Origin of the sequence: Mycobacterium asiaticum, from assembly GCF_001673315.1 — a bacterium.
GTDB classification, from domain to species: domain Bacteria; phylum Actinomycetota; class Actinomycetes; order Mycobacteriales; family Mycobacteriaceae; genus Mycobacterium; species Mycobacterium asiaticum_B.
Genome location: NZ_LZLQ01000060.1, coordinates 1 through 20,752, shown reverse-complemented (window position 1 = coordinate 20,752; position 20,752 = coordinate 1). Strand labels below are relative to the sequence as shown.

20 protein-coding genes and 1 pseudogene are annotated in these 20,752 nt (G+C 67.0%); 10 read left to right on the top strand and 11 right to left on the bottom strand.

Annotated elements, in window-relative coordinates; all coding sequences use genetic code 11:
• Both A5636_RS09650 and A5636_RS09645 read right to left on the bottom strand, forming a co-directional pair.
• A complete protein-coding gene (locus A5636_RS09650) occupies window positions 1–4,569 on the bottom strand; it encodes an ATP-dependent helicase (protein WP_065158417.1) in 4,569 nt (1,522 codons plus the stop codon).
• 40 nt (window positions 4,570–4,609) lie between these two features.
• Window positions 4,610–5,287 carry a TetR/AcrR family transcriptional regulator gene (locus A5636_RS09645; RefSeq protein ID WP_065158416.1) on the bottom strand — a complete coding sequence of 226 codons (678 nt, stop codon included), beginning with the start codon at window positions 5,285–5,287 and terminating at the stop codon, window positions 4,610–4,612.
• Window positions 5,288–5,461: 174 nt separating this feature from the next.
• Between A5636_RS09645 and A5636_RS09640 the strand changes: the two genes are divergently transcribed.
• The 4 genes from A5636_RS09640 to A5636_RS09625 all read left to right on the top strand — a co-directional run bounded on the left by A5636_RS09640 (window position 5,462) and on the right by A5636_RS09625 (window position 7,947).
• Window positions 5,462–5,845, top strand: a complete 384-nt coding sequence (locus A5636_RS09640; RefSeq protein ID WP_065158415.1) for a hypothetical protein — start codon at window positions 5,462–5,464, stop codon at window positions 5,843–5,845.
• Window positions 5,846–5,966: 121 nt separating this feature from the next.
• Window positions 5,967–6,278 carry a protein UsfY gene (gene usfY, locus A5636_RS09635; protein WP_065158414.1) on the top strand — a complete coding sequence of 104 codons (312 nt, stop codon included), beginning with the start codon at window positions 5,967–5,969 and terminating at the stop codon, window positions 6,276–6,278.
• Window positions 6,279–6,713: 435 nt separating this feature from the next.
• Window positions 6,714–7,151, top strand: coding sequence for an ATP-binding protein (locus A5636_RS09630; protein WP_065158438.1), 438 nt, complete (start codon window positions 6,714–6,716; stop codon window positions 7,149–7,151).
• 7 nt (window positions 7,152–7,158) lie between these two features.
• Complete coding sequence (locus A5636_RS09625) at window positions 7,159–7,947, top strand: RNA polymerase sigma factor SigF (protein ID WP_065158413.1); 789 nt, start codon at window positions 7,159–7,161, stop codon at window positions 7,945–7,947.
• Here A5636_RS09625 and A5636_RS09620 read toward each other — a convergent pair.
• From A5636_RS09620 to A5636_RS09585, 8 genes and pseudogenes are all read right to left on the bottom strand, one after another.
• The gene (locus A5636_RS09620; protein WP_065158437.1) at window positions 7,918–8,325 is read right to left on the bottom strand and encodes an STAS domain-containing protein; all 408 of its coding nucleotides are present in this window, start codon (window positions 8,323–8,325) and stop codon (window positions 7,918–7,920) included. The genes A5636_RS09625 and A5636_RS09620 overlap by 30 nt on opposite strands.
• Before the next feature lie 185 nt (window positions 8,326–8,510).
• Window positions 8,511–10,295: an acetyl/propionyl/methylcrotonyl-CoA carboxylase subunit alpha gene (locus tag A5636_RS09615; RefSeq protein WP_253900549.1), complete on the bottom strand. Its 1,785-nt coding sequence runs from the start codon at window positions 10,293–10,295 to the stop codon at window positions 8,511–8,513.
• A 106-nt stretch (window positions 10,296–10,401) separates the two neighbouring features.
• Window positions 10,402–10,821, bottom strand: a complete 420-nt coding sequence (locus A5636_RS09610; RefSeq protein ID WP_065158411.1) for a SufE family protein — start codon at window positions 10,819–10,821, stop codon at window positions 10,402–10,404.
• The gene (locus A5636_RS09605) at window positions 10,818–11,711 is read right to left on the bottom strand and encodes a sulfurtransferase (protein WP_065158410.1); all 894 of its coding nucleotides are present in this window, start codon (window positions 11,709–11,711) and stop codon (window positions 10,818–10,820) included. The genes A5636_RS09610 and A5636_RS09605 overlap by 4 nt, the downstream gene beginning before the upstream one ends.
• A gap of 14 nt (window positions 11,712–11,725) precedes the next feature.
• Window positions 11,726–12,214 (bottom strand): pyridoxamine 5'-phosphate oxidase family protein, encoded by a 489-nt coding sequence (locus A5636_RS09600; RefSeq protein ID WP_065158409.1) that lies wholly within the window; start codon window positions 12,212–12,214, stop codon window positions 11,726–11,728.
• 9 nt (window positions 12,215–12,223) lie between these two features.
• The gene (locus tag A5636_RS09595; protein WP_065158408.1) at window positions 12,224–12,880 is read right to left on the bottom strand and encodes a Maf family protein; all 657 of its coding nucleotides are present in this window, start codon (window positions 12,878–12,880) and stop codon (window positions 12,224–12,226) included.
• Window positions 12,877–13,249: pseudogene (locus A5636_RS25375) on the bottom strand (acyl-CoA carboxylase subunit epsilon); the annotation flags it as partial. The pseudogene A5636_RS25375 and the gene A5636_RS09595, both read right to left, overlap by 4 nt.
• A 24-nt stretch (window positions 13,250–13,273) precedes the next feature.
• On the bottom strand, window positions 13,274–14,914 hold the full coding sequence (locus tag A5636_RS09585; RefSeq protein ID WP_065158406.1) for an acyl-CoA carboxylase subunit beta: 1,641 nt from the start codon (window positions 14,912–14,914) through the stop codon (window positions 13,274–13,276).
• 73 nt (window positions 14,915–14,987) lie between these two features.
• Here A5636_RS09585 and A5636_RS09580 point away from each other — a divergent pair, with 73 nt between their 5' ends.
• From A5636_RS09580 to A5636_RS09570, 3 genes are read left to right on the top strand one after another with little or no spacing between them, the layout of a single operon-like run.
• Window positions 14,988–16,568, top strand: coding sequence for an FAD-binding protein (locus A5636_RS09580; RefSeq protein ID WP_065158405.1), 1,581 nt, complete (start codon window positions 14,988–14,990; stop codon window positions 16,566–16,568).
• A gap of 9 nt (window positions 16,569–16,577) precedes the next feature.
• Entirely contained in the window at window positions 16,578–17,405 is an 828-nt protein-coding gene (locus A5636_RS09575) for a biotin--[acetyl-CoA-carboxylase] ligase (RefSeq protein ID WP_065158404.1), read from the top strand.
• Between the two features lie 41 nt (window positions 17,406–17,446).
• On the top strand, window positions 17,447–17,974 hold the full coding sequence (locus A5636_RS09570; RefSeq protein ID WP_065158403.1) for a PH domain-containing protein: 528 nt from the start codon (window positions 17,447–17,449) through the stop codon (window positions 17,972–17,974).
• Here A5636_RS09570 and A5636_RS09565 read toward each other — a convergent pair.
• Entirely contained in the window at window positions 17,920–18,603 is a 684-nt protein-coding gene (locus A5636_RS09565) for a GtrA family protein (RefSeq protein ID WP_065158402.1), read from the bottom strand. The genes A5636_RS09570 and A5636_RS09565 overlap by 55 nt on opposite strands.
• 99 nt (window positions 18,604–18,702) lie before the next feature.
• Here A5636_RS09565 and A5636_RS09560 point away from each other — a divergent pair, with 99 nt between their 5' ends.
• The 3 genes from A5636_RS09560 to A5636_RS09550 form a co-directional block, all read left to right on the top strand.
• On the top strand, window positions 18,703–19,968 hold the full coding sequence (locus A5636_RS09560; protein WP_172827197.1) for a 5-(carboxyamino)imidazole ribonucleotide synthase: 1,266 nt from the start codon (window positions 18,703–18,705) through the stop codon (window positions 19,966–19,968).
• A gap of 49 nt (window positions 19,969–20,017) precedes the next feature.
• Window positions 20,018–20,533, top strand: coding sequence for a 5-(carboxyamino)imidazole ribonucleotide mutase (purE, locus tag A5636_RS09555; RefSeq protein ID WP_065158401.1), 516 nt, complete (start codon window positions 20,018–20,020; stop codon window positions 20,531–20,533).
• Window positions 20,534–20,555: 22 nt separating this feature from the next.
• On the top strand, window positions 20,556–20,752 hold a 197-nt coding region (locus A5636_RS09550; RefSeq protein ID WP_172827196.1), incomplete at its 3' end, for an acyl-CoA dehydrogenase family protein.

Here is a 20,752-nt window from a genome sequence, read left to right as displayed (position 1 = left end):
CTATCGCAACCGCATGCCGCGGGGGGTCCGGGAGAAACCAGCGTCGACAAGTGCTTCGACCACCGCGCTCGGCCCGTCCGGCTGCAGCACAGACATGCCGTCGACCCGCTCGACCAGAATCGAAGCCACCCGTCGCGCGGCCACCAGATCGGCCAGCGCGACGGCCGCTGCTCGACTGGCGCCGGCGTCGTCGGTGAACGTCAGCATCGACCGCCCGCCGCGCTCCAGGAACCAGGCCAGCTCGCCGTCCACCAGTACCACCAGCGCCCCCGCTTTGCGGCCAGGACGGGCGCCGGCATTGGCGCCGTCGCCTTTGGCGGTGGGCCAAGACAGTGCCGCACCGTAGGGGTTGGCCGGGTCGGCCGCGGCCAGAACTACCGCCCGGTATTCCGGGCGCTGCGGGTCGACACCGTCGAGGTAACTGCGCAGCCGGTCCACTGTCGACGCGACAGCGAACTGCGCCCCGCCGAGCGACTCGACGAAGTAGCCGCGCTGGCACCGGCCGGCGTCCTCGAACGCGCTCAACACCTTGTACAGCGTGGCGAACCCACCTGGCACACCCTCGGCGGCAACGGCGCCCTTGGTCAGCACGCCGTGGCGGTTCAACAGCAACTCGGCCTGGAAGTGGGCACGCAGGGTGGAGTCCGGTTCGGCTGGCGGGAGCGCCGACCACCGGCCCGCTACAGTCGCGTCGGCCGCGCGGGTCTGGGCGTGCGTGACGCTGTAGCGACTCAGCCGGGGCGCGCGATGCGTCCGGTGCGCCGGTGCGGCGCGCTTGCGCGCTCCGGGGCCGCCGCCCAGCAGTGCGCGGACCGGCGCGAAGGTGTCGCCGGTGATCCAGCCGGCCCAAACCAGCTCCCACAGCGCTTCTTTGAGCGCGGTCTCACCCTGGCCGCCCTGAGCGAGCTGGCGAAAGAAGTACGCGCCGCCGCCGGACAAGCTGTCCAGGATCGACCGATGGGCGTCGGTGAACTCGATCTCGGCGGGTGGGGCCAGCGTCATGGTGACGGAGTCCGCGTGGTGGAACGCGATCCAGCCGTCGCTGCCCGAAATCGACCCGGCACCCGACCAGGTGACCTCCCCGGAGGCGAGCAACTCGTCCAGCATCGCGGGGGAGTAGTCACGTACCCGCGGTGACAAGACCAGCGGCTCGAGGGCCGACGCCGGTATCCGCACCCCGGCGAGCTGATCGACGACGGCTGCCAGCCCGTCCAAGCCGGATACCTGCGCGCCGTCGCCCACTTGGTGCCACGCCGGCAGGAATCTCCCGTAGGCCGCCGTGCTGACCGGCTCGACCTGCGCACGCAGCGCTGCCAGCGACCGTCGCCGCAGAATCCGCAGGACGTCGGCATCGCACCACTGCTCCGAACCCGCACCGGCCGACGCGGCGACGAACTCACCCCGCACCAGCCGACCGTCGCTCGCCAGGCGTCCGAGCACGTCGGCGGTCACCCGCAATCCCAACCCGAATCGGGCCGCCGCGTCTGCGGTGGTGAATGGCGGATGCGTGCGCGCGTAGCGCCCCAGCAACTCGCCCAGCGGATCGGCAACGCTCTCAGTGAAGGCAGCGGGCAAACCTACCGGGACCGCCGCGCCGACGCCGTCGCGCAGCCGCCCGATGTCCTCCACGGCCACCCACCAGCTGCGCCCGGCGAACGACACCGGCAGCGCGCGGCGGGCGGTGCGCAACCCCTCCAGCCAGCCCCCCACATCCGTGGTGGTGGCGCGGGCGGCCACCTCCTGCTCGGTCAGCGGGCCCAGCAATCGCAGCAGATCGGCGACGCCTTCAGCGTCCCGGGCGGCCCGGTCTTCGGACAGGTGCTGCAACTGGCGTCCGGTGCCCGCGATGACTTCCGGGTCGAGGAGCTCGCGCAGCTCGACGCGGCCGAGCAGCTCGGCCAGCAACGTGCTGTCCAGCGAAAGGGCCGCCGCGCGGCGCTCGGCCAGTGGGACGTCGCCCTCGTACATGAACGCCCCGACATAACCGAACAGCAGTGACGCGGCGAATGGGGACGGCCGGGCGGTCTCCGCTTCGGCTACCCGCACCTTGCGCTGGGCGATCTGCCCCATCAGCCCCGTCAGGGTGGGCACGTCGTACACGTCCTGCAGACATTCGCGGATCGTTTCCAGCACGATCGGGAAGTCGGGGTACTTGCGCGCGACCTCCAGCAGCTGGGCGGCACGCTGCCGCTGATGCCACAACGGCGACCGCTTGCCCGGGTGGCGGCGTGGCAGCAACAGCGCGCGCGCCGCCGATTCCCGGAACCGCGACGCGAACAGGGCGGACTCGCCGACCTCCGCGGTGACGATCGGGTCGATTTCGTCGGGGTCGAAGACGAACAGTTCGGCGCCCGGCGGACTGTCGTCTCCGACGGTGAAACCGGTGTCGGGCAGCCGCACCACGATGCCGTCGTCGGAGGCGGTCGGCTTCTCGTCGAGGCCGTAGCGTTCGCGCAGGCGTCGACCCACCGCCAGTGCGAGCGGTCCATGCACCTGCAGGCCGTAGGGCGAATGCAGGATCACCCGCCAATCGCCCAGCTCGTCGCGGAACCGCTCGACCAACAGCGTGGTGTCGGTGGGCACAACCTTGGTGGCATCGCGTTGCTCGTCGATCAACTGCCACAGGTTGTCCGTCGCGTAGTCATCGAAACCCCAACCGGCACAACGCTTGCCGAAGGCTTCCCGGTTCAGCGATGCCAGCTCGCCGGTGAGCGCGCCCAGGGCGGCGCCGAGTTCTGCCGGCCGGCCTACGTCGTCGCCGCGCCAGAACGGCAGCCGGGCCGGCTGACCTGGGGCCGGGATCACCAGCACCCGGTCGTGAGTGATTTCGACGATGCGCCAGCTGGTGGCGCCCAGCGAAATAACGTCACCGGGACGGGACTCGTAGACCATTTCCTCGTCTAGTTCGCCGACCCGGGACGGTTTCTCGGAATCGGTGGCCAGGTAGACGGTGAACAGTCCGCGGTCGGGAATGGCGCCACCGGAGGTGACGGCCAGCCGCTGGGCGCCCGGCCGCGCGGTCAGGATTCCGTTGTCGCGGTCATAGACCAGCCGCGGCCGCAACTCGGCGAACTCCGTCGACGGGTACTTACCGGACAGCAGATCCAGGGTCGCCTCGAACACGCTGCGCGGCAGCGTTGCAAACGGCGCACTGCGCCGCACCGTGTCGAACCAGCGGTCTGCGTCGATGGGCCCCAGGGCGGCCGCGGCCACGGTGTGCTGGGCCAGAATGTCCAGCGGGTTGGCGGGCACCCGCATGGTCTCGATCTGCCCGGTCAGCATCCGCTGGACGCTGACCGCGCAGCTGAGTAGGTCGGTGCGGTGCTTGGGAAAGAGGACGCCCCGCGAGACCTCCCCGACCTGGTGGCCGGCCCGGCCGATCCGCTGCAGACCACTGGCCACCGACGGCGGCGCCTCGACCTGGATCACCAGGTCCACCGCGCCCATGTCGATACCCAGTTCGAGGCTCGACGTGGCGACCACGGCCTTCAACTGCCCGCTCTTGAGGTCCTCTTCGACGATGGCACGTTGTTCCTTGCTGACCGAGCCGTGGTGGGCCCGGGCCAGCAGAGTGGGCGCACCGAAGGACTGACCGCTGGCCATCACATATGCCGGGGCGCCGCCAGCCACCTCGGTGTTGCCGCCGGTCGGCAGTTCGACGCCGGACCGTTCGGCGTGAATCTCGTTCAACCGGGCGGTCAATCGCTCGGCCAACCGCCGCGAGTTGGCGAAGACGATGGTGGAGTTGTGCGATTCGACCAGGTCGACAAGGCGCGCCTCGACGTCGGGCCAGATTGAGTTGTCGGCCAGGTTGGCCATGTCCGGCACCGGCACCTCGACGGAGAGCTCGACGGTCTTGGCCGAAGGCGGAGCGACGATGGTGGTCGAAGTAGTCGGGCCTGCACCGGATAGGAAGCGGGCCAGCTCCTCCGGTGGACGCACCGTCGCCGAGAGACCGATGCGTTGTGCGGGCGGCCCGTCGCGTAGCTCGTCAAGCCGCTCCAGCGAGAGCGCGAGATGCGCGCCGCGTTTGGTGGCAGCAATAGCGTGGATCTCATCAACGATGACGGTCTGGACGCCGGCCAGGGTTTCACGCGCGGCGGAGGTCAACATCAAGAACAGCGACTCGGGAGTGGTGATCAACACGTCGGGGGGCCGGGTGATGAGCTGGCGGCGCTCCGCAGGCGGGGTATCGCCCGACCGCACGCCCACGCTGATGGACGGCGGCGGCAGGCCGCGGGCTTCGGCAAGGCGGGTCAACCCGGCCAGCGGGGTGCGCAGGTTGCGTTCGACGTCTACCGCGAGTGCCTTCAGTGGTGAGACGTAAAGTACGCGGGTCCCGGCCGGCCGGTCGGGTGCTTCTGTGCGCGCCAGCTCATCCAAAGCCCACAAGAATGCGGCCAGCGTCTTGCCCGAACCGGTCGGCGCAACCACCAGAGTGTCGTCACCGTTGGCGATGGCGGTCCAGGCGGCGTCTTGCGCTGCCGTGGGCGCCGCGAAGGTGCTGGCGAACCAGTCGCGGGTGACTGCGCTGAACCGCGACAGCGCCTCGGGCGGGGAAGTGCTCACCTACCCATCGTGCCAAGCGGCACTGACAAAAAGCCTGCCGTCAGATCTGCGGCTTGAAACGTGCGGTCGCCATCGCCTCCGCGAGCTGCGGCGGGATCTCCGGAACACGGGCTATCGCGTCTAACAATGTGTGCGCGCAGGCATCGGCGAGCCGGTCGGCTTCCAGGGCCTGGTCCATGATTCGCTGCCGGCATATCTCGAAGGTGAAGGCGAGCCAGCCGTGCAGGATCACGCGCAGGTCGCGCTCGACTTCGGCTTCCAGCGCCGCCTGCCCGGGGATGCCGCCCACTACTTCGGTGATGCGGGTCATGACATGTTCCATCTGGCGGTTCTTGGCTTCATCGTCGATGCCCAGCAGAACCGGGTCGGAGCGCCCAAGTCCGACGTAAGCGGCCCACGCAGCTTCCGGGTTTTGTTCGTGGTAAGCCATGTACGCCAGCACGCCGGTGCGGATCTCCTCGAACATGGTCATGCCCGGGGACGGTTGGGTGTTGGTCGCGGCATACAGCCTGTCGGCCTCGTCCTTGACGACAGCGGCAAAGAATGCGCGTTTGTCGGGGAAGTAGTGGTACATCAGGGCGCGCGACACCCCGGCGCGCTCAGCGATCTCGTCGATCCGCACCTCGTCGTAGGGTCGCTTCCCGAAGACTTCCGCCCCCAGGGCGAGCAGTTCAGCGCGTCGGTCCTCGGGGGATAACCGCCTCCTGGCTGTCGCCATAAGCAGAGATATTACTCACGGCCGATTGGCCCTCCGCTACAGCGGAGCATTAGCCGCGCTTCGCCCGCTCTCCCGGGGACCGCGCTGTGAGCTGCGCCGCAGGCGTTTATCGCGCCTGATCAGCGGGTATTGCCACGCTCAGTTGTTGGGCGCAGGGAACGACGGGGTGCTCCGATGCAGAAGGCACATGAACGATTGCACGGCGATCGCCTGGGACAGGCGGACGGCGAGGTTCATGCTGCGATCCGGTTCGCCGTGTGCGCCGCCGCAGCCGGAGTGGGCTTCCTGGTCATGGCCGCGCTCTGGGTGAGCACTTGTCCGGGGGTGAATGTCGACACCGTCGCGTGTGGCGTGCCGGAACGGGCCACCCTTGCTCTTGTCGGGCCATTGATCCTCCTCGCGGCCGGGGGGTGGGCGTTTCTGCGCACCTACCGCGTCTGGCGCGAACGGGGAGTCTGGTGGGGTTGGCATGGGGCCGGCTGGTTCTTGCTGACCCTGATGGCGCTGACGCTGTCGCTGGGTGTCTCGTCGGTGTCCGGCCCGGTGCTGGCCCTATAACCATCCGGTGTCGGCCCGGCAATTAAAGTGATCTAGCTCTCCCTAAGTGGTGCCTGGAGTTCTACCGTTGGTGGTGATGCCTGGTGATGGGCAGAAACGGCAAGAGCAGTAGGAGGAGCCAATGGGGGACACCTTTCGCGACCCCGTCGACCACTTGCGGACGACGCGGCCACTTGCCGGGGAATCGCTCATCGATGTTCTGCACTGGCCCGGTTACCTCATGGTCTTGGCCGGGGTGATCGGCGGCGTCGCTTCCCTTGCCGCTTTCGGAAGCGGTCACCAGTCCGAAGGAATGACGGCCGGTACGGTCGCTGTCATTCTCACTCTCTGCGGCCTGGTCTGGTTGACCGTGGAGCACTGGCGAATCCGCAGGATCGCCAACCGCTGGTACGCCGAGCACCCCGAAGTGCGCCGGCAACGGCTCGCCAGCTAGGACACACAAAAACACTGCGCAATGGCGGTGCGCCGGTCGCCCCACCGCGTCGGATACCCCGCCGGAAATGTGAGCGATTGCGGGTTTTACGCTCTCCGGCGATGGGAATCAGGTGTAGACCATGATGAGTACCGGCAGTCTTCCGTCAGCGTGGTTACCACATCATGCGGGACGAAAACGCAGCACGACCCTTATACATACCTACTGCAACCACGATAAACACGACCAATATCACCCCGGCGCTTACCGCGACGGACTCGATGTAGCCCGCGCGGGCTGTGTCGGTTACGGCTGCCTCGCCAGCAACTGGTTGAATACCCGGTGGCGATCATGACCAACCGACTCGACCCCTTGGTGCGCAGCGGGCCGCAAGTCGGCGCCGCGGACCGGACCCTTGCCAAGGGTGGTGTCGGTCGAATATTGCCGGGAGGCCACATGAGCGATGCGGATCAGCGCACTGACGGGCGCCAACGCGGGTACCGCTCCGTCGAATTGACGGTTGCTGCGCGCCTGGAGAACCTGGCGATGTTGCGCACCCTGGTTGGTGCCATCGGCACTTTCGAAGACCTCGACTTCGACGCCGTCGCGGATCTGCGACTGGCGGTCGACGAGGCGTGCACTCGACTGATCCGCTCGGCGAGCGCCGGCGCGAAACTGATCCTGGTGGTCGACCCGCGCGAGGACGAACTCGTGGTGGAGGCCTCCGCCGCCTGTGACACTCACGATGTCGTGGCGCCGGGCAGCTTCAGTTGGCATGTTCTGACCTCACTGGCCGATGATGTCCAGACGTTCCATGACGGTCGCGAGCCCGACGCAACGGGTAGTGTCTTCGGAATCTCGTTGACAGCGCGACGGGCGGCCCCTAGTAAGTGACGGCCAGTTGACTGAGCAAACTGCCGGCGGTTCGAACACGCGACCCAATGAATACGCCGATGTCCCGGAGATGTTCCGTGAGCTGACAGCTTTTGCTGCCGGCTCGCCGGAATTTCAGCGGCACCAAGACAAGATCGTTGAACGCTGCTTGCCGCTGGCCGACCATATTGCGCGGCGGTTCGAGGGTCGTGGCGAACCGCGCGACGACCTGATCCAGGTCGCGCGGGTCGGATTGGTCAATGCCGTCGTGCGCTTCGACGTCGAAACCGGTTCGGATTTCGTCTCGTTCGCGGTGCCGACCATCATGGGCGAAGTTCGGCGCCACTTCCGCGACAACAGCTGGTCGGTCAAGGTTCCGCGCCGTCTCAAGGAGTTGCACTTACGGCTGGGCACCGCGACCGCCGAGCTGTCGCAGCGGCTGGGCCGAGCTCCCACCGCAACCGAGCTTGCTGCCGAACTCGGTATGGACCGAGCCGAGGTGGTCGAGGGTCTGGTTGCCGGCAGTTCCTACAACACTCTTTCCATCGACAGCGGCGGTGGCAACGAAGATGACGACGCCCGCGCTATCGCGGACACGCTGGGCGACGTAGATGCCGGCTTGGATCGAATCGAGAACCGCGAGGCGCTGCGTCCGTTACTCGAGGCGCTGCCCGAGCGGGAACGAATGGTGTTGGTACTCCGATTCTTCGAGTCGATGACCCAGACTCAGATTGCCGAGCGGGTGGGCATCTCACAGATGCATGTGTCCCGCTTGCTGGCCAAGTCCTTAACCCGACTCCGTGACCAGCTGGAGTAGCGACGCGTGTTGCGGGTCGGCCGTCGTCGTGGACTCAGCGACCGGCAGCACCCCGTCCGGGTCGCAGAGGCGCAACAGTCGCGCGACCACCGGGCTGGGCAGCATGGCCCACCGCACATCGGCCGCCGAGCACGCCACGTTGATCCGATGTAATGCCGAAAACCCTGCTGTGCCAATGAATGTCACGGCGGTCAGGTCCAGTGTGAGCCATCGGTGGTGCTCGGTGCAGCGACGAACGTACTCGGCGAACTGGTCGGCGTTGGCGGCATCAAGCTCGCCGTAGGCACGGATCACGCCATTCGACAGATCCCATCGGGCTCTGAAGTCGGCAGGTGGCCCCTTGGGCCATGGTTGTTTCACAGACATTGTGATTCCCATCAGTGAACGAAATTCGTTGCTGTGGATCACATCGAGTGTGCGAAGCCGTGGGTCCTATGACCCTAAACCGGGGAGATCACCGCGGCCCTCACGCACGTACAGGACGTTTTTCCAGGCGGCTGTGAACTCAACCTGCCTCGAACCCTACTCCGGGCAGTCATCGGACGCCAGGTTTCAGGCCGGACTCACTTGATCTCAGCGAGCACCGTTCCCTGCGTGATGGCTGCGCCAGGCTCGACAGCCAGGCCGGTGATGGTGCCGTCCTTGTGGGCGGTCACCGGGTTCTCCATCTTCATCGCCTCGAGGACCACCACCAGGTCGCCGGTGGAAACCTGTTGGCCTTCCTCGACAGCGACCTTGACGACGGTGCCCTGCATAGGAGCCGTGACCGCGTCACCGGAAGCAGCCGCGCCGGAATGCGCGCCCCGCTTCCGCGCCTTGGGCTTACGCCGAACAACCCCGACCGCGTCGGGTGCCCCGGTGGACAAGGCCAGGTCGCCGGGCAGCGACACCTCGAGCCGACGGCCGTTGACCTCGACGACCACCGTCTGCCGCGGGCGGGACTCTTCCTCGTCGATGGGCTCACCGGCCGTGAAGGGCTCGATGGTGTTGTCCCACTCGGTCTCGATCCAGCGGGTGTGCACGGTAAACCCGTTCTCGTCGCCGATGAACGCTGGGTCGGAGACCACCGCACGGTGGAACGGGATGACGGTGGCCAGGCCCTCGACCTGGAACTCGTCCAGGGCTCGCCGGGCGCGCGCCAGGGCCTCGTTGCGGTCGGCGCCGTACACGATGAGCTTGGCCAGCATCGAGTCGAACTGGCCGCCGATCACCGAACCGGTCTCGACGCCGGAGTCCAGCCGTACACCCGGGCCGCTGGGTGGGTTGAACTTCGTCACCGGACCCGGCGCGGGCAGGAAGCCGCGGCCGGCGTCCTCGCCGTTGATCCGGAACTCGATGGCGTGCCCGCGCGGCGTCGGGTCCTCAGTGATGTCCAGCTTCTCACCGTTGGCGATCTTGAACTGCTGCAGCACCAGGTCGATGCCGGCGGTCTCCTCGGTGACCGGGTGCTCGACCTGCAGCCGGGTGTTGACCTCGAGGAACGAAATCAGGCCGTCCTGTCCCACCAGGTATTCGACCGTCCCGGCGCCGTAGTAGTGCGCCTCTTTGCAGATCCGCTTGGCCGACTCGTGGATCTCTTTGCGCTGCGCGTCAGTCAAGAACGGCGCGGGCGCTTCCTCCACCAGCTTCTGGAACCGGCGCTGCAGCGAGCAGTCGCGGGTCCCGGCGACGATGACGTTGCCGTGCTGGTCGGCGATGACCTGCGCCTCCACGTGCCGCGGCTTGTCCAGGTAGCGCTCGACGAAGCACTCGCCGCGGCCGAACGCCGCGACCGCCTCGCGGGTGGCCGACTCGAACAGTTCGGGAATCTCCTCGATGGAGCGCGCCACCTTCATCCCGCGGCCGCCGCCACCGAACGCGGCCTTGATCGCGATCGGCACGCCGTACTCCTGGGCGAACGCGACGACTTCGTCGGCGTCCTTCACCGGATCGGGGGTGCCCGGTACCAGCGGGGCTTGCGCCCGGGCGGCGATGTGGCGTGCCGTCACCTTGTCACCCAGGTCGCGAATTGACTGCGGGCTGGGGCCGATCCAGATCAGACCGGCATCCAGCACTGCCTGGGCGAAGTCGGCGTTCTCGGACAGGAAGCCGTAACCGGGGTGGACGGCGTTGGCGCCGGATTTGGCGGCCGCATCCAGGAGCTTCTCGAAGTCCAGGTAGGACTCGGCAGAGGTCTGACCGCCCAAAGCAAACGCCTCGTCCGCCAGGCGCACGTGGGGTGCATCCGCGTCGGGTTCGGCATACACCGCCACGCTGGGCAGTCCAGCATCCCGGGCCGCCCGGATCACCCGGACTGCAATCTCGCCGCGATTTGCGACCAGAACCTTGGAGATCCTGGAGTTGGGCACTGCGCCTCCTGTATGGCCGGACGTCATCGTCTCTAAGAGAATCTCTTACAAGTCTGTCGGGGGAAGTTTATGCGCCGCACCCTCGGCCCGGTCACGCGGTTCCCCCTTACGGATTTTCGCGCAGGCGCCTCTTGATTCGTGCCAGCATGGCCGACATTCCGCGCAACCGCAGCGGACTGATCAGAGCCGCCAAACCCAGCTCCGTATAAAAATCCTCCGGCACCGCCAAGATGGCCTCGGCGGGTTGCTCGTCCAGTCCCGCCGCCAGGATCGAGGCGAAGCCGCGCGTAGTCGGTGCCTCGGCCGGCGCGCTGAAATGCAACCGCACCCGGTTGGGATCGCTGGCGTCGACGTGCAGAAAAAGCGGCGACTGGCACTCCGGCACGGGTTCCATGGCCGCCTCGGCGAGGTCGGGCGGCAGCTCTGGAAGGTCATTGGCGAATTCCAGCAGCAGCTGAAGCTTCTCCTGGCCTTGGACGTCGGCGAAATCTGACACAACTTCGGCCAGCGGTGCTGGCATGGTCATCGGGCCGGCACAGCTCCCGGCTCTTCGCCGCCGACGATCGGCACCCGTACGGTGTTGCCCCACTCCGTCCACGAACCGTCGTAGTTGCGCACGTCCGGTTTGCCCAGCAGGTGGGTGAGCACGAACCAGGTGTGGCTGGACCGCTCACCGATTCGGCAGTAGACGATTGTCTTGTCGTCCGGCGTCAAGAACCCGTAGAGCTCGTCGAGTTCCGCACGGCTGCGGAATCGGCCGTTCTCGTCGACAGCCTTGCCCCACGGGATCGACCGGGCGGTGGGGATGTGGCCACCGCGCAGTGCGCCTTCCTCCGGGTAGTCGGGCATGTGGGTGCGTTTGCCGGTGTACTCGTCCGGGGAGCGCACATCGATCAACGGCTGGCTGCCCAGCGCGCCGAGCACGTCTTCCTTGAAAGCCCGGATGGGCGTGTCATTCCGTTCCACAACCGGGTAGCCGGTCGAGGTTTTCTTCGGGACGTCCAAGGTGGTGTCACGGCGCTCGGCGAGCCACAGGTCCCGGCCGCCGTTGAGCAACCGCACGTCGGGGTGGCCGAACAGAGTGAACACCCACAGCGCGTAGGCCGCCCACCAGTTGCTTTTGTCGCCGTAGATCACGACCGTGTCGTCGCGGGCGATTCCTTTGCTGTCCATCAGCGCGGCAAACTGCTCGCCGGTTATGTAGTCGCGAACGCGGGGGTCGTTGAGGTCGGTGTGCCAGTCGATCTTGACTGCACCCGGGATATGACCGACGTCGTAGAGCAGTACATCCTCGTCGGACTCGACGATCGCCAGGCCGGACGCGCCGATATGGGCGGACAGCCAGTCGGCTGTGACGAGCCGTTCGGGGTGGGCGTAATCCGACAGGGTGGGGCTTGGATCTGTGGGAAGTGGCACGTCTGAAAGCCTACTCAGTGCTTCCGCACCGTTCGTTCGGGCTGGCCCGGCTTCCAGATGGTGATGTCCAAGTGCCCGTCATGGACCTGGACCGCCGACGCGCCGGTGATATCGACGCCGATGAGGTCGAACTCCAGCTCCCGCAGGTCGATCCCGACGTCTTCGAACAACGCCGCGGCAAAACGTCGGTGGAGTTCGCCGTAGGGCACCACATACGACAGTCCCCAGAGCTTCGCGTCGCCCTCGGTCACGGCGGTGTCGACCGTTGCGGTGTGCAGACACAACCGCGGATCGCGTTGCAGGTCACGGTATTTGCTGGTGTCCGGCATACCGGTGATCCACAGTTGGTCCTCGAAGATTCGCGGCTCCATCGGGCTGATGCGCGGGAATCCGTCGGATCGAAGTGTGGCCAGCATGCACAGGTTGCCGGCCGCGCGGTGCCGGTTGCTGAAGATGGTGGCGATGGCCGGCGCGCCGGCCGCGAACTCTGCCCAGGTGATCACGGCTTGACACTAAGACGAGCCACTGACGTTTCCGGCCCAGAGCGCGGCGACCGAGAGGCCGCACTGTGCCAGCAGGGAGCGCAGCAGTGGCAGGCTCACGCCGATCACGGTGGAGGGGTCGCCGTCGATGCCGTCGACGAACCAGCCACCCAGGCCGTCCAGCGTGAACGCCCCGGCGACCCGCAGTGGTTCGGCGCTGGCCAGGTACGCCTCCAAGTCGGTCACCGATGGGGAGCCGAAGCGCACCGACGTGGTCGACGTTTGGGCATGTACCTGCGCGACGCTGAGGTCCCGCACCCGGATCAGGCAGTGCCCGGTGTGCAGTTCACCGGCTCGGCCCGCCATCGACCGCCACTGCCGGCGCGCGTCGGGAATCGAGGCGGGCTTGCCGCACAGTTTGCCGTCCAGGTAGAGCATCGAATCACAGCCCAGCACAACGCAATCCGCGGCGACATCAGGGCGCTGATCGAGCAACATGGCCGTCACCTGCTCGGCTTTGGCCTGGGCCAACGCCCGCACCACCCGGTCGGGCGCGGCGTCTGGACCGAGCGCGGCGATCAGTTCGTCTTCGTCGACGCCGGAGACCAGCACCAGCGGATCCACGCCGGCCTGGCGGAGCACATTGAGGCGACCGGAGGAGGCCGACCCGAGCACCAGCCGGGTCATCGACGCATGTGCACCATTTCCTGCAGAGTGATGCGCTGCCAGCTGAAGACGGGATAGCGCAACTTGTCCACCGGCAGCCCCCAGCGGGCCGGCTCGGGTGGGGGTGGCGCGGTTCCGCCGCCGACGCTGCCCAGCACCGCGATCAACGCGCCCAGTTCCTCGACGGTCGGTTGCCCCTTGAGGATCTGGATGTGCGGCTGGGGCGGCTGGGCTGCCTCGTTCGTCTCGTTCCCGTCACTCACTGTCGTTCGTTCCGCTCACTCGACTCACAGGGGCTGCATCGTTCGTCTCGTTCCCGTCACTCGCTGTGCTCGTTCCGCTCACTCGACTCACAGAAGTTGCATCGTTCGTCTCGTTCCCGTCACTCACTGTCGTTCGTTCCGCTCACTCGACTCACAGGGGTATGTTCCCATGCTTCTTCGGCGGCAACTGAGCGATCTTGCGTTCCAGCAGACGCAGCGCCGTCCCGATGTACCCCCGTGTGTACGACGGCGGGATCACCGCGTCCACATACCCGCGTTCAGCAGCGATATAGGGGTTGACCAGCGTGTCCTCGTACTCCTGCTGCAGCTGCAAGCGCAGCGCCTCGACGTCCTCGCCGGCTTGGGCCGCTTCCTTGAGCTTCTGCCGGTAGACGAACCCGACCGCACCCGAGGCGCCCATCACCGCGATTTGAGCCGTCGGCCAGGCCAGGTTGACGTCGCATCCCATGTCCTTGGAACCCATGACGCAGTAGGCACCGCCGTAGGCCTTGCGGGTGATGACGGTGATCTTCGGGACGGTGGCCTCGCCGTAGGCGTAGAGCAGTTTGGCGCCTCGCCGGATGATCCCGTTGTATTCCTGACCGGTGCCGGGCAGGAAGCCCGGGACGTCGACGAGCATCACGATCGGGATGTTGAAGCAGTCGCAGGTCCGCACGAAGCGGGCTGCTTTCTCCGAGGCGTTGATGTCCAGGCAACCGGCGAAGTGCGTGGGCTGGTTGGCCACGATGCCCACTGGGCGACCGTCGACGCGCCCGAACCCGACCACGATGTTCTGGGCGTAACCCGCTTGTATCTCCAGGAACTCGTCCTCGTCGAGGATGCGGGTGATCACCTCGTGGATGTCGTAGGGCTGGTTGGGCGAATCCGGGATCAGCGTGTCCAGCTCGAGGTCTTCATCGGTGAGGTTGTCTTCGATGGCCCCGACCGGCAGCGGAGCCGGTTCCCGCGGCGCGTCGGTGGCGTTGTTAGGGGGCAGGTAGCTGAGCAGATCGCGCACATACTCGAAGGCGTCCTGCTCGCCCGACGCGACATAGTGCAACGTGCCCGACTTCGCCATGTGGGTGTGGGCGCCACCGAGTTCCTCCATGGTGACGTCCTCGCCGGTGACGGTCTTGATGACGTCGGGTCCAGTGATGAACATCTGGCTGGTCTGGTCGACCATGATCACGAAGTCGGTCAGGGCCGGGGAGTAGACGTGCCCGCCGGCCGCGGCGCCCATGATCAGCGAGATCTGCGGGATGACGCCGGACGCCAGGATGTTGTTGCGGAAGATCCGGCTGTAAAGGCCGAGCGAGACGACACCCTCCTGGATGCGGGCTCCGGCACCGTCGTTGATCCCGATCAGCGGGCGGCCGGTCTTGATCGCCAATTCCTGGACCTTGACGATCTTTTCGCCGTACACCTCGCCGAGGCTGCCGCCGAACACCGTGGCGTCCTGGCTGAAAATGCACACGTCGCGGCCGTCGATGGTGCCGTAGCCGGTGACCACACCGTCGCCAACCGGACGGTTCTTCTCCAGCCCGAAGTTGGTACTGCGGTGCTTGGCCAGCGCGTCGAGCTCGACGAACGAATCCTCGTCCAGCAGCGCGGTGATGCGCTCCCGCGCCGTCAACTTGCCCTTGGCGTGGACCTTGTCGACGGCGGCCTCACCGACCGGGTGCAGCGACTCCTCCCGGCGCTTGTGCAGTTCCGCCAGCTTGCCTGCGGTGGTGTGGATATCGATGGTGTGTTCGGCGGCCGGCTCTGCGGTGTGGTCGGTAACGCTTGTCATGGGAGTCGATGTTATCGGCAAGGGCCAGGGACCCTTCGCACGCCCTTAACGAGTCCTTAAGTAGTCTCCGCTGATGGGCGCCGGTATGGCCGTGGAGTGGACCGAAGAACACGACGTGCTGGTGGCCGGTTCTGGCGGCGGAGGTGTCACCGGCGCGTATACAGCGGCCCGGGAGGGCCTTGACGTGCTGCTCGTCGAGGCCACCGACAAGTTCGGCGGCACCACCGCCTACTCGGGCGGTGGCGGGGTGTGGTTCCCGTGCAATCCGGTGCTGATCCGCGCCGGCAACTGGGGCGGTCTCGAAGACACCATCGACGACGCGCTCACCTACTACCACGCCGTGGTCGGCGACCGTACTCCCCGCGAGCTGCAGGAAACGTTCGTCCGCGGCGGCGCCCCGCTGATCGAATATCTCGAGCAGGACCCGGAGATCAAATTCGTCCCGCTGCCGTGGCCGGACTATTACGGCAAGGCTCCGAAGGCCCGGTTGGACGGCCAGCGACACATCGCGGCCAAACCTTTGAAGGTGGCCGCCGCGCCGGAACTGCGGGACGCAATCCGCGGGCCGCTGGACACCGAGCGGCTCGGCGCGCCCACCCCGCCCGACTACTACATCGGCGGACGGGCCCTGATTGCGCGGTTCCTCAAAGCCATCGGCCGGTACCCGAACGCCACGTTGCGCCGCGACACGGCGTTGATCGAACTCGTCCTCGACGACGGGAAGGTGGTGGGTGCCGTCGTCGAGAACGACGGCCGACGCACCGCGATCCGGACCCGGCTGGGTGTGCTGCTCGCGGCCGGGGGCTTCGAGAGCAACGACGACCTGCGCCGCCAGTACGGCGTCCCGGGCGTCGCGCGGAACACCATGGGCTGCCCCGGCAGCCGCGGCCAGGCGTTGCAGGCCGGCATCGCGGCGGGCGCCGACACCGACCTGCTCGATCAGGCGTGGTGGTCACCGGGCATGACCCATCCCGACGGCCGCTCGGCCTTTGCGCTGTGGTTCACCGGGGGCATCTTCGTCAACCAGCATGGCAACCGGTTCGTCAACGAATCCCGGGCCTACGACCGCGCCGGCCGCGAGATCATCGCGCAACTGCAGGACGGTTCGATGACGTTGCCTTACTGGATGATCTACGACGACCGAGAAGGCGAGGTGCCGCCGGTCAAGGCCGCGAACGTCCCCATCGTGGAAACGCAGAAGTATGTGGACGCGGGGTTGTGGCACACCGCCGACACGCTGCCCGAGTTGGCCGCCAAGATCGGTGTGTCAGGTGATCGGCTGGTGGCGACGGTAACCCGATTCAACCGCTTCGCCGCCGCCGGCGTCGACGAAGACTTCGGCCGCGGCGACGAGGCCTTCGACCGCGCGTTCTCCGGCGGCGCGTCCCCGTTGGTGCCGATAGACCGGCCGCCGTTTCACGCCGCGGCGTTCGGCATTTCGGATCTGGGCACCAAGGGCGGGCTGCGCACCGACTCAGCCGCGCGGGTGCTGGACCGGTCGGGCGACCCGATCCCCGGCCTGTATGCGGCGGGCAACACCATGGCAGCACCCAGCGGCACCGCATATCCCGGTGGCGGCAACCCGATCGGTACCAGCATGCTGTTCAGTCATTTGGCGGTGCGGGACATGCTGGTGCCCGCGGCGAATCTTTAAGCTGGGCGGATGACCGACCGCGATCAGCTCCGGCCGCCGCTCGACGAGGCCGCACTGCGCGCCGGGGTGATCGGCGAGTCGTCGTACTGGCGGCAACTCGACATCGTTGCGCAAACGGGTTCCACCAACGCCGACCTGCTCGCGCGGGCGTCGTCCGGCGCCGACATCGACGGCGCGGTGTTGATCGCCGAGCACCAGACCGCCGGGCGGGGACGGCACGGCCGCGGTTGGTCGGCGTCGCCCCGGGCGCAGATCACGTTGTCGGTAGGTGTGCGGGTCGACGACATTGCGACCGCGGGCTGGGGCTGGCTGACCTTGGCGACGGGTCTGGCCGTCGTCGACTCGGTGGCGGGCGTCAGCACCGTCGAAGCGGGCCTGAAGTGGCCCAACGACGTGCTGGCCGGTGGCGGCAAGCTGGCCGGGATCCTCGCCGAGGTCGCGCAGCCGTTCGCGGTGGTGGGGGTGGGACTCAACGTGACCGAGGCTCCCGAAGACATCGAAGGGACCGGTGCCACATCGCTGCTTGACCAGGGCGTCGAGCATCCCGACCGCGATGTGCTGGTCTGCCGGCTGCTGCGGGAACTCGGGGACCGCATCACCGCCTGGCGCGCCGCGGGTGGTGCCGACCCCCAGCTGGCCAATGAATACCGGGCCCGCAGCCTGACCATCGGCTCCCGGGTGCGCGCCGAGTTGCCGGGCGGCCAGGCACTGGTCGGCATCGCCCGCGACATCGACGACCATGGCCGGTTGTGCCTGGAAACGTGGGATCCCGCCGACGAGAGCAGATCGGGTCGGACCGTGGTGGTATCCGCGGGCGACGTCGTGCATTTGCGCTGAAGACTGCGCTGCGAATCCGCACCTCGGATTAAGGTCACGTCATGAGCTATCCGGACAATGCCCTGGCCGCGGGCGAGAAAGTGGTCTTGCATCGCCACCCGCACTGGAAGCGGCTGATCCTGCCGGTCCTGGCATTGATCCTGTTGACCGGCCTGGCTGCCCTCGGGTCAGGTTTCGTCGAATCCACCCAGTGGCAGCCGATGGCGAAGAAGATCCTGCACGGGGTGGTCTGGGGCATCTGGCTGGTGATCATCGGCTGGGTCACCGTGTGGCCGCTCCTGAGCTGGCTCACCACTCATTTTGTGGTGACCAACCGCCGGGTGATGTACCGGCACGGCGTGCTGACCCGCAGCGGCATCGACATTCCGCTGGCCCGGATCAACAGCGTGGAGTTCCGGGACCGCATTTTCGAACGGGTCTTTCGGACCGGGACGCTGATTATCGAGTCAGCGTCACAAGATCCGCTGGAATTCTCCAACATTCCGCGCCTGCGCGAGGTGCATGCGCTGCTCTATCACGAAGTCTTCGACACCGGGTCTTCAGAAGACCCTCGCGCCCGGCCCAGCTGACCCCGTCCGCTGCCGGCCCTATTGCGCCACGACCGCAGCAGGGTCACGTTGCTGTCCTTGAAGCCATCCTCTATCGCGTCCTCGAATACCTCGGCGATGCCACCTGCGGTAAGCGCGGATTCCAGCGCCTTGTCCGGGTTGCGCGCGAACTGGTCGGGGAACACCCAGCGACGGAAGGCCCAGAACCGGAACGCCATCTGCAGCAGGTTCCCGATGATGTAGGCCGAGAGGAAGTCGGCCAGGTTTTCCACGGCCAACGACACGTGCGGCACCCGCAGCTCCAGCACGTAGCTGGAAAACCACAGCGGAGCCATGCTCAAAAGCACGCCCACGCCGCTGAACGCGAAGAACAGCAATGCTTCGTGGTGACGTTCGCGGCCACCGCGGTCCCGGAAGCTCCATTCCCGATTCAGCACATAGGACGCAATTACCGCGACGATGCCGGCGATCACCTTGGCGGTGACGGGTTTCGGCTCGAGAATCGTGAGCTTCAGTGTGTAGAAAATCACTGAATCAACGATGAAAGTGGTGCCGCCGACGATGGCGAATTTGATCAGCTCGTGGTGGCGCATCGCAAAGGGCTGAATTACCCCGGGGAGGCGCGCAATTGTGGCATCGGCAAAGGACACAGCACGCCAGTCTACGGTTGATCTCGAAAGCGACGCAAAATGGTACATAACAATTTGGCAGCATGGCCGGGAAACACGCCGGTCAGCCGTCGTGACAACATGACTGCCGTGCCGAGTTCCCGTCGCCCGCTTGTCGCCATGGTTGGCGGTGGTCAACTGGCCCGTATGACGCATCAGGCCGCCATCGCGCTCGGGCAGAGTCTACGCGTGCTGGCTAACTCCGCCGACGAGCCCGCCGCGCAGGTCGCTCCCGACGTGGTGGTGGGCTCGCACACCGATCTGGAGGATTTGCGACGCGTGGCGGCCGGGGCCGATGTGCTGACGTTCGACCACGAGCACGTGCCGTCCGAGCTACTGGACAAGCTGGTGGCCGAAGGTGTGAACGTGGCGCCGCCGCCGCAGGCGTTGCTGCACGCCCAGGACAAGCTCGTCATGCGGCGCCGGCTGGCTGACCTCGGCGCCCCGGTGCCGCGCTACCTGGGCATCGAGAGCCCCGACGGCATCGATGAGCTGGATGAATTCGCCGCGACCGTCGGCGTCCCGGTCGTTGTCAAAGCTGCCCGCGGTGGCTACGACGGCCGGGGCGTGCGGGTGGCGCAGGACCTGGCGCAGGCCCGTGACATCGCCCGCGATTACCTATCCGGTGGGGTGCCGGCGCTGGTGGAGGAACGGGTGGCGCTACGGCGGGAGCTATCCGCGCTGGTGGCGCGCTCGCCGTTCGGGCAGGGCGCGGCGTGGCCGGTGGTGGAAACCGTGCAGCGGGACGGTATCTGCGTCCAGGTGGTCGCCCCGGCACCGGAACTGACCGAGGCAGTGGCTGCCGAGGCTCAGCGGCTGGCGCTGCGGCTGGCCGGTGAACTGGGTGTGGTCGGTGTGCTCGCCGTGGAGCTGTTCGAGACCACCGACGGTGCGTTGCTAATCAACGAGCTGGCCATGCGGCCGCACAATTCTGGACACTGGACCATGGATGGCTCGCTGACCAGCCAGTTCGAGCAGCACTTGCGAGCGGTGCTGGACTACCCGCTGGGGGGTACCGACGCGGTGGCGCCGGTGACCGTGATGGCCAATGTCCTGGGCGCGGCCCAGGAACCAACCATGAGTGTCGACGAGCGCATGCACCACTTGTTTGCCCGGATGCCCGACGCCCGGGTGCACCTGTATGGCAAGACCGAGCGTCCCGGTCGCAAGGTGGGGCACATCAACTTTGTCGGTACCGACGTGGCCGGGCCCGAAGACCTCGCCAAGCTGCGGGAACGTGCCGAACTGGCGGCACACTGGTTATCGCACGCGCAGTGGACGGACGGATGGGATCCGCACGCCGGCGACGATGCAGAGCGTAGCGATGAGGAGGAGCGGCGTAGATGAATAACGCCGATGACGATGCAGAGCGTAGCGATGAGGAGGAGCGGCTTAGATGAATAGCGCGCCTCGCGTCGGGGTGATCATGGGCAGCGACAGCGACTGGACCGTGATGCAGGACGCCGCCGCAGCACTGGCCGAATTCGACATCCCGCACGAGGTGCGGGTGGTGTCGGCGCACCGCACGCCCGCGGTGATGTTCGACTACGCACGCACTGCGGCTGATCGGGGCATCGAGGTGATCATCGCCGGTGCCGGCGGGGCAGCGCACTTGCCGGGCATGGTCGCCGCGGCGACGCCGCTGCCGGTGATCGGGGTGCCGGTGCCGCTGGCGCGGCTGGACGGACTGGATTCGCTGCTGTCGATCGTGCAGATGCCGGCCGGGGTGCCGGTGGCCACGGTGTCCATCGGTGGCGCCCGCAATGCCGGTTTGCTGGCCGTGCGGATGCTCGGGTCCTCGGACCCGGAACTGCGGGCCCGCGTGGTGTCGTTCCAGGATCAGCTGGCCGAGACGGTTGCGGCCAAGGATGCGGCGTTACAACAGCTGCAGGGTAAAGTTACCCGCGAGTAGCAAGAGACTAGGAGGTCTCAAAATGGCTGGATGGGCCGGAAATCCGTCGTTCGATCTGTTCCAACTGCCCGAAGAGCACCAGGAGTTGCGGGCCGCGATCCGGGCGCTGGCGGAAAAGGAGATCGCTCCGCACGCCACCGACGTCGACGAGAACTCCAGGTTCCCGCAGGAGGCCCTGGATGCGCTGAACGCCTCGGGCACGTGCACGGCGTTGAAACC